The sequence below is a fragment of the bacterium genome (genome assembly GCA_004299235.1).
Classification (GTDB): domain Bacteria; phylum Chloroflexota; class Dormibacteria; order Dormibacterales; family Dormibacteraceae; genus SCQL01.
Genome location: SCQL01000022.1, coordinates 96,536 through 103,442 on the forward strand (window position 1 = coordinate 96,536; position 6,907 = coordinate 103,442).

The window sequence follows — 6,907 nt, forward strand, 5'->3', positions numbered from 1 at the left end:
CGGAAGCCCGCGCCCGAATCTCGCGGCGAGAATTCCTGCCATGACGCCTGCCGGCTGGATCGGCGTCTGGCTGCTGGCGGCGGCCGGGGTGGCGATCGTGGCCGAGGGCCTACTGGCGGCGATTTGGGGCATGGCGATCGGCAAGCGCGCCCGCCTGCTGGCTGAGCGAATCGAGACCGAACGCGTCGGGTTGGAGGCGGACGTCGAACGCCTGCGTCTGGCCGTCGAGGAGATGGCGAGGTTGTGGCGGCCCTACCGGTACGCTTTGCGCCGTCTGCGCCATCCCTTGGTCGTCGCTCTTCTGCGGTCCTATGCCAGGCGTGGGGCGGCGGCGTGACCGAGGCGCGCCACAAGGTGGCGGCCCCGCCGGAGGGCTTCGCCGCCCACCAGGCGGTCGAGGATGCGCTCGTCCGCGAGCGCGCTCGCATCGCCCGCGATCTGCACGACGGCATCGCCACCGATCTTGCCGGTGCCATCTCGCTCTTCAAGGTCTACCTGGAAGGCCATTCGGCGACCGGCAAGAAGGGCCGAGCGGACGAGACGCTGAGCAACGTCTTCGAGATCCTGGAGCGGATGCTGAAGCAGGTGCGCGAAGCGCTGGCCGACCTGCGGCCGCCTCCGATCGGTCCGGAAGGCCTGCTCGGTGATCTGCGGCGCCAGGGCGACGAGTTTGCCCGCCTGTACGGCATCCGGGTCGAGCTGTCGAGCAACGGCACTGAGGACCTGCTGCCGGCCCAGCAGCGTGAGGTCGTCTACCAGGTCGTGCGCGAGGCCCTGACCAACGTGCGGCGGCACTCCGGTTCGTCGATCTGCAGGGTCAGGATGGCCTTCGCGGCCAAGCCGTTCCTGATCGAAGTGTCGGATGAGGGCCGCGGTTTTGTGGCGGCCGGGTCGGGTGGTTACGGACTGGTTGGGATGCGGGAGCGTGCCGCGGGCATCGGCGGCCGGCTGGAGGTGGTCAGCACCCGAGGCCGCGGCACGACCGTCTTCCTTTTCGGCCCCACCTAAGTCCAGGTCATGGTTCTTCCCTCCACTTCATAGCCGGAACGCCCGGCGCCGAAGCCGCATGTCCGCCAGAGGCAGGACCAGCTCGTCAGCGCTCAGGGTCCGGAGCTTGTGAGTCACGCCCTCGACCAGCAGCCGGGTGCCGTGCTCGTCGACCCGGATCGCATGCGCGATCTCCTGCGTTGACAGTCCGTAGCTCAGCAGCTGAGCGACCTCCCCCTCTGACTCGTTGAGACGTCCCAAAGGGCCGCGCAACGCCGCCACCATCGGCGCCAGGGTGATACCGAGGCTCGCCGCATAGCTGACGTCTTCTTCCGAATACCAGTGGTCGCGGCGGCACCCGAGCACGAGCAGGCCGATCGGTCGCCGGCCGGCCTCCCCGACGGGTGCGTAGAGGATCGCGGGCCAGTCCAGCTCCCAGTCGTAGCCGTTGGAGGGCTTGGGATTCTCGATCACCGAATTGACGACCATGGGTCGCTGCTCGTACAGCGCGCGGCGGGACAGGGGCATCAGGGGGCGGCCCTGAAGGAACCGGCGCGAAACCTCCGACGCGGCGATGGGCTGCAGCCGGCCGCCGCGCAGATAGCCGAGGACCCAGCGGTCGTGACAGAGGACGTCGAGGGCCAGTCCCAGCCGGCGCCTGGCTTCTTGGAGGTCTGGGAGCTGGCCCATGCACGCAGGCTAGGCGTGCCTGGCCGGGTCTGGCCTCAGCGGAACCTCAGCGTTTCCTCAAGAAACGCTGAACCTGTTAGGTTGCCGCTGGGGATAGAGGCGTGACGGCCAAACTCCTAGTCGTCGACGACGAGCCGCGCACGGCGGAGCTCACCGCCGGGCTGCTGCGGCGGGCCGGCTACGCGGTGGAGGTTGCGGGCAGCGGAACCGAAGCCCTGGAAAGAGTCCGGTCGAGCTCCCCAGACCTGATGCTGCTGGACTACGAGATGCCCGACATGGACGCCCCGGAAGTCCTGGATTCGCTCCGGTCCGGCGCCGACCGGGTCGCGTTTCCCGTGATCATCCTGACGGGGGCGCGTCACGCGCCTGCGGATCAGGTCGTCGGGATCGAGCGCGGCGCCACCGACTACATCGTCAAGGGCACCGACCGGCAGGTGCTGCTGGCCCGGGTCCGCGGGGCGCTCAGGGAACGGGCGCCGGTGACCCGGATCATCGCCAGCGGGCGGCTGCGCGTGGATGTCGCGAGCGGTCAAGCCTGGCTGGGCCAGCGAGCGCTCAAGCTCGAGCGCCGTCCCCTGCTGATGCTGCAGCTACTGGCGAGCCGTTCCGGCGAGGTCGTGCCGCGCGGCGAATTGCTCGAGCGCGTGTGGGGAAGCACGTATGCCGGTTTTGAGCACAGCGTCGAGCAGGCTGTGCACGAGATCCGCCGCGCGCTCAAGGAGCCGGGCTGGGTTGAGACAGTACGTGGGATCGGCTACAGGCTCGTCGTCCAGGCCTGAGCTGGCGGCGGCGCTGCACCGGCTGCGCTCGACGCTGGCGAGGCTGAAAGCTGAGCTGGAGCTGGCCGAAGCGGACGGCACGGCGCCGGCGGCCGAACGGTTGTTGGGTGATCTGGACGAGGCGTTGACGCTGCTCCGAACGGTGGAGGAGGCCGCCTTCGTGCTGTCTCCCGTGCTCGTCGTGGATGACGACGCGCGGCTGGCGGAGATCACGGCGCGGGGCTTGCGGCGCCTGGGTTACGAGGCGGATTCGAAGAGCGCTCTGCGGCCGTTGCGGCCGCGCGAGATCGTGGTTTTCGACCTGAGCCTTCTGCCGGCGCTCGATCCGCCGGCGCGGGCAATGCTCCGAGCGTCGCGCCCCATCGTGGTCACAGGAGCCACCGATCCAGGATCACATGCGCTGGCGGCAAGCCTTGACGCCAGCGATTACCTGGTCAAACCCATCGAACTGGAAGTTCTGGCCGCGGCGATCAGCCGCCGAATGGCGGAACAATGACCATGAGGACGGCGCCCCGGCGACCGCAGTAACCTGGCGGCGGCGACGCCGTTGGGATTGACGTGAGAAGGCGGAACGTCCTGATGGCCGGCTTCGGCCTGGGCGGGCTTGTCGTCCTGGCCCTGGTCGTGCTTGCCGGCGGCGTGTTCCGATTGCCCGGGCAACGTCCCGCCGGCGCCACCCTCGTTTCTCCCGCACCGTCTGCCGTGCCCTCACCCTCCATCCCGGCGTCGCCTGATGGCAACGCTGTATCCGCGAGCCCCCCGCCCGTCGCGGCCGGACCCGGCGCGCGCGCCGGTGCGGCCCTGATCTACGACCCCGAGGATCATGGGGTCCTGCTTTTTGGCGGCGCCGCCTCAGTCACAACCCCAGATGGTCACAACCCCTCCATCACACTGGGGGACACGTGGCTGTGGGATGGCCGGTCCTGGCGGCAGCTCGACGTGCAGGGGCCTGGGGCCCGCAGCGCCGCGATGGTCGCCTATGACTCGGTCAGGCACGTCGTGGTCCTGTTCGGCGGATCGGGTCCAGGGGGCGTGGGCCAGGGTCTGTATTTCCAGGACACCTGGACCTGGGACGGCGTTCAGTGGCAGCTGCGGCACCCGGCGCACATGCCCAACCCGAGGATGCGCGCTGGAATGGCATTCGACGAACACCACGGTGTGATCGTGATGTTCGGTGGCGAGGGCGAGACGACGACATACACCGCCACCTGGACCTGGGACGGTGTCGACTGGACGTTGCTCGATCCCACGACCACGCCGCCGGCAAGGCGTTTCTTCGGGATGGCCTACGACATGGCGCGTGGCGTGACGGTTCTGTTCGGCGGGAGCTTTGGCGCCGCGAGGCTCAATGACACATGGACGTGGGACGGGACTGACTGGACGCGGCAGCCGGTTGCGGCTCCGAGCGCCCGCGGCTGGACTCAGCTTGCCTATGACGGCAGGACGAGGGACATCGTCGGGTACGTGTACTTCGCCTCGGACAGCGAACCATTGGCGGAGTACACGGTTGTCTGGGACGGCACGAAGTGGACCGACCGCACCGGCGCTCAAGACCCAACCCCTCGCGCGGAGGTCCGCATGACCTACGACCCGGACACCGGCCAGGTCGTCCTTTACGGCCCGACGTCTGAGACCTGGATCTGGGACGGCACGGCGTGGGCTTGGTGGGAGCCGGCCGCGGTCACGTAGTGTTGGTCACGACGTGCGGGCCCCGTGAGGTTGCCTGCCGCCGAATGGAGGAAGGGTGACGGTGAAGACTGCTCCACGCCGGCTCCCTTCGTACAAGAGGTCCCCTTGATGCTCGTGGACGATGCCATAGGACATGAACAAGCCGAGCCCGGTGCCGCCCTCTTTGGTGGTGAAGTGGGGCGCGAAGAGACGATGCCGGCGGTCATCTGGGACGCCTGGTCCGTCGTCGGCGACGCTGAGGTACGGCCACCCGTTGCCCCGACGGCCGGCGCTGAGCTCGACGTGTCCGCCCACAGCGACCGCGTCGATGGCGTTGTTGACCAGGTTGGTGATGACCTCGCGCATCAGCAGCGGGTCGGCACGAACCCTGACGTCCTCCGGCGTCTCACGCACGGCCAGCTGAACCTCTTTGGTTCGCGCCCGTGGGCGAGACATGCCGAGCGCGCGGGTCACCAGCTCGTTCAGGTCGACGGGCTCGGAGGCGTAGCTGACGCGAGGCGTGGCGCCCTGCGCGAGGCTGCGGAGCACGGCGACCGCGTCGTTGGCGGCTGCAGTCGCGGTTTCGATGCTTTCACGGTCGACCGGGTCGAGCCGGCGCGGATCGATCTCCTTCAGGTAGCCGACGGCGGTCGCCACGTGGTTGCGCAGGTTGTGGACGACGCCCTCGACGGCGCGGCTGTGGAAGAGGTGGCGGTCGGCGTCGGAGAGCTCGGACTCCAGGACTCGACGAACGCGCCGGCCTGAAATGGTGTCGGTAAGGGCGAGCGCGAGGACGCAGACGATGGTCGCGAGCAGGTAGCCGAGCGGAGACCCATCGAGGACGTAACTGATGAGCAGTGCTGCCAGCCCGGAGTAGGCGAAGGCGAGGTAGAAGGGAGCGCTGGAATTCTGCCGAAGCATGTTCCTAATGCGTTCGCCTGAGCGAATCCGTAAGCCGATCAACACCAACAACATGTTGATGGCGATACATGTCGCCACTACCAAGAGCCGCGGGCCAAGCGACAGCACAGTTCCAATCCGCAACTCCGCGCCCACGATCGCGCCGACACAACTCAAAGCGGCGGAGAAGACGCCATTGGCAGCTATTGGAAACGTACCGCGCCGAAGCAGCGAAGCGGACGATGCGAGGCCGACGATCGTTGCATTGAGTGGGTTCAGCAGTAGGGCCGCAGCCCACAGAGCAATACCAAGTAGGCTCAGGCGTCCGCGTTCGATGCGCACCTGTGGAATGTTCAGAAGTGCTGCAGCCAGGCAAAGGTAGACGACTTCGGCAGCGGGATCTGCATGGGAAATGTCGTAGTCGCGAGCGAACACATTTATGACAGCAAGTGAAGTGGCGAGCAATACCAGATATCCGTACGAGGCGGCCGTGCGCTGCATGCTTCTTGCTAAGCTGGCCTCATCTCGAAAGCGGCATCGGACCGAAAGGTGTTCCGAGTCCTGGTCGTCGACGACAGTATCCTCCCGCGGGCGGCTGCGCGAGCAATGCTGGGGTCGGCGCCTGGACTGAGGCTCGTAGGTGAAGCATCATCAGGCACCGATGCGCTGAAGGCGATGGATACGCTGAAGGCCGACCTGGTCCTGATGGATGTCCACATGCCGGAAATGGACGGACCTGCCACGGCCAAGGCCCTTCTCGCTCGGCATCCGGAGACAAAGGTCATTGCATGGACAGTCTCGGAGTCCAGCGACGACCTCTTGCGAATGATGCGTGCTGGCTGCTCGGGCTACGTCCTGAAGGATGCTGGCCCTTCTGAATTGCAGCGCGCGTTAGGAGCTGCATTGAGGAGCGATAATCCGGTGCCGCGCAGGATGATCCCGGAAGTTCTCCGCCGGGTTGCCGAGCAGACTCCGCTTTCTGAGTCCGGGACCAATATGGTGTCGTTGACGTCCCGCGAGATGCAGATCCTCAGGGGAGCGGCGAAGGGACATACGACCAAACGCCTTGCCAAGGACCTCGGCTTGGCAGCTCCCTCGGTCGAGACTCATCTCCACAACATATTCAAAAAGCTGAACGCGACCAACCGCGGAGAGGCAGTCAGTACCGCATTGAAACGGGGACTCCTGACGCTGGCCGACTTGTAGGTCGGCTCATGGATTCCCCTGAGCGTGCCTCATGGCTTTCCATGAACCGATCCATGGGATTTGACGATTGTCAATGAGCCCCGGTGCTTGGAAACTTGGCTTCCTGAAGTGACTTGGAAAACACTGCCGAAACGACCGGAAATCTAACGGGACAGGAGGGAAGCCGAGATGGTTCGCAAGTTCAAGCGTCTGCTGCGAGACAGCGGTAAGCAGCGGGTATACGGTTGGTGGATTTTCTAGATCAAATCTAGACCAGATCCAGTTAAAGGTCCGCTCGGCAGCGGACCTTTTGGTTTAGCGGCGATAGAGCAGTAAACCCAGTCTAGAATTCCTGCGTCTTGGTTCCGTTCCGCTCGCTGTCGCCGCCGGCGCAGTCATACCTCGCCGGAATCATTGCAATAGGCGTCGGCATGGTGGGGCTTGGGTGGCTGGTGCGTCCCCTCCCTGCTACAGCCCTACCGGTCCTTCTCTATCTCGCGATCGGCACTCAGATTGCCGCCCTTCGCCCGATTCCTTTGAGGGGCGGTCACCAGACGGTGATCGATCCGCTCTTGGTGGCGACCGGACTTGTTGCGCCAGGGTTTGGGGTTGGAGCGGTGGCTTGGCTTGCCGTTTTTGACGGACGGGTCCCTGGTCGGACCATTAATTGGTGGGCATTCCTATTCAATCGGGCGATG

At 66.0% G+C, this 6,907-nt stretch carries 8 protein-coding genes; 6 read left to right on the forward strand and 2 right to left on the reverse strand.

All coding sequences use genetic code 11. The annotated features are described in order from the left end of the window. The first annotated feature begins 40 nt into the window (after window positions 1-40). Together EPN29_06340 and EPN29_06345 are read left to right on the forward strand one after the other, a co-directional pair. Complete coding sequence (locus tag EPN29_06340) at window positions 41-337, forward strand: hypothetical protein (protein ID TAN33367.1); 297 nt, start codon at window positions 41-43, stop codon at window positions 335-337. After that, the gene (locus tag EPN29_06345) at window positions 244-1,008 is read left to right on the forward strand and encodes a sensor histidine kinase (protein TAN33368.1); all 765 of its coding nucleotides are present in this window, start codon (window positions 244-246) and stop codon (window positions 1,006-1,008) included. Before EPN29_06340 ends, EPN29_06345 begins: the two co-directional genes overlap by 94 nt. Window positions 1,009-1,035: 27 nt before the next feature. Here EPN29_06345 and EPN29_06350 read toward each other — a convergent pair whose 3' ends face one another. Next, window positions 1,036-1,677: a hypothetical protein gene (locus EPN29_06350; GenBank protein ID TAN33369.1), complete on the reverse strand. Its 642-nt coding sequence runs from the start codon at window positions 1,675-1,677 to the stop codon at window positions 1,036-1,038. 101 nt (window positions 1,678-1,778) lie between these two features. On the opposite strand from EPN29_06350, the gene EPN29_06355 reads away from it, so the two are divergent. From EPN29_06355 to EPN29_06365, 3 genes are all read left to right on the forward strand, one after another. After that, the gene (locus tag EPN29_06355) at window positions 1,779-2,456 is read left to right on the forward strand and encodes a response regulator transcription factor (GenBank protein TAN33370.1); all 678 of its coding nucleotides are present in this window, start codon (window positions 1,779-1,781) and stop codon (window positions 2,454-2,456) included. Further along, window positions 2,422-2,952: a response regulator gene (locus tag EPN29_06360; GenBank protein TAN33371.1), complete on the forward strand. Its 531-nt coding sequence runs from the start codon at window positions 2,422-2,424 to the stop codon at window positions 2,950-2,952. The genes EPN29_06355 and EPN29_06360 overlap by 35 nt, the downstream gene beginning before the upstream one ends. 62 nt (window positions 2,953-3,014) lie before the next feature. Continuing rightward, entirely contained in the window at window positions 3,015-4,145 is a 1,131-nt protein-coding gene (locus tag EPN29_06365; GenBank protein TAN33372.1) for a hypothetical protein, read from the forward strand. A 6-nt stretch (window positions 4,146-4,151) separates the two neighbouring features. Here EPN29_06365 and EPN29_06370 read toward each other — a convergent pair whose 3' ends face one another. Continuing rightward, window positions 4,152-5,525: a HAMP domain-containing histidine kinase gene (locus tag EPN29_06370; protein TAN33373.1), complete on the reverse strand. Its 1,374-nt coding sequence runs from the start codon at window positions 5,523-5,525 to the stop codon at window positions 4,152-4,154. Window positions 5,526-5,630: 105 nt separating this feature from the next. Here EPN29_06370 and EPN29_06375 point away from each other — a divergent pair, with 105 nt between their 5' ends. Next, window positions 5,631-6,230, forward strand: a complete 600-nt coding sequence (locus EPN29_06375; GenBank protein TAN33374.1) for a response regulator transcription factor — start codon at window positions 5,631-5,633, stop codon at window positions 6,228-6,230. Window positions 6,231-6,907 lie beyond the last annotated feature (677 nt).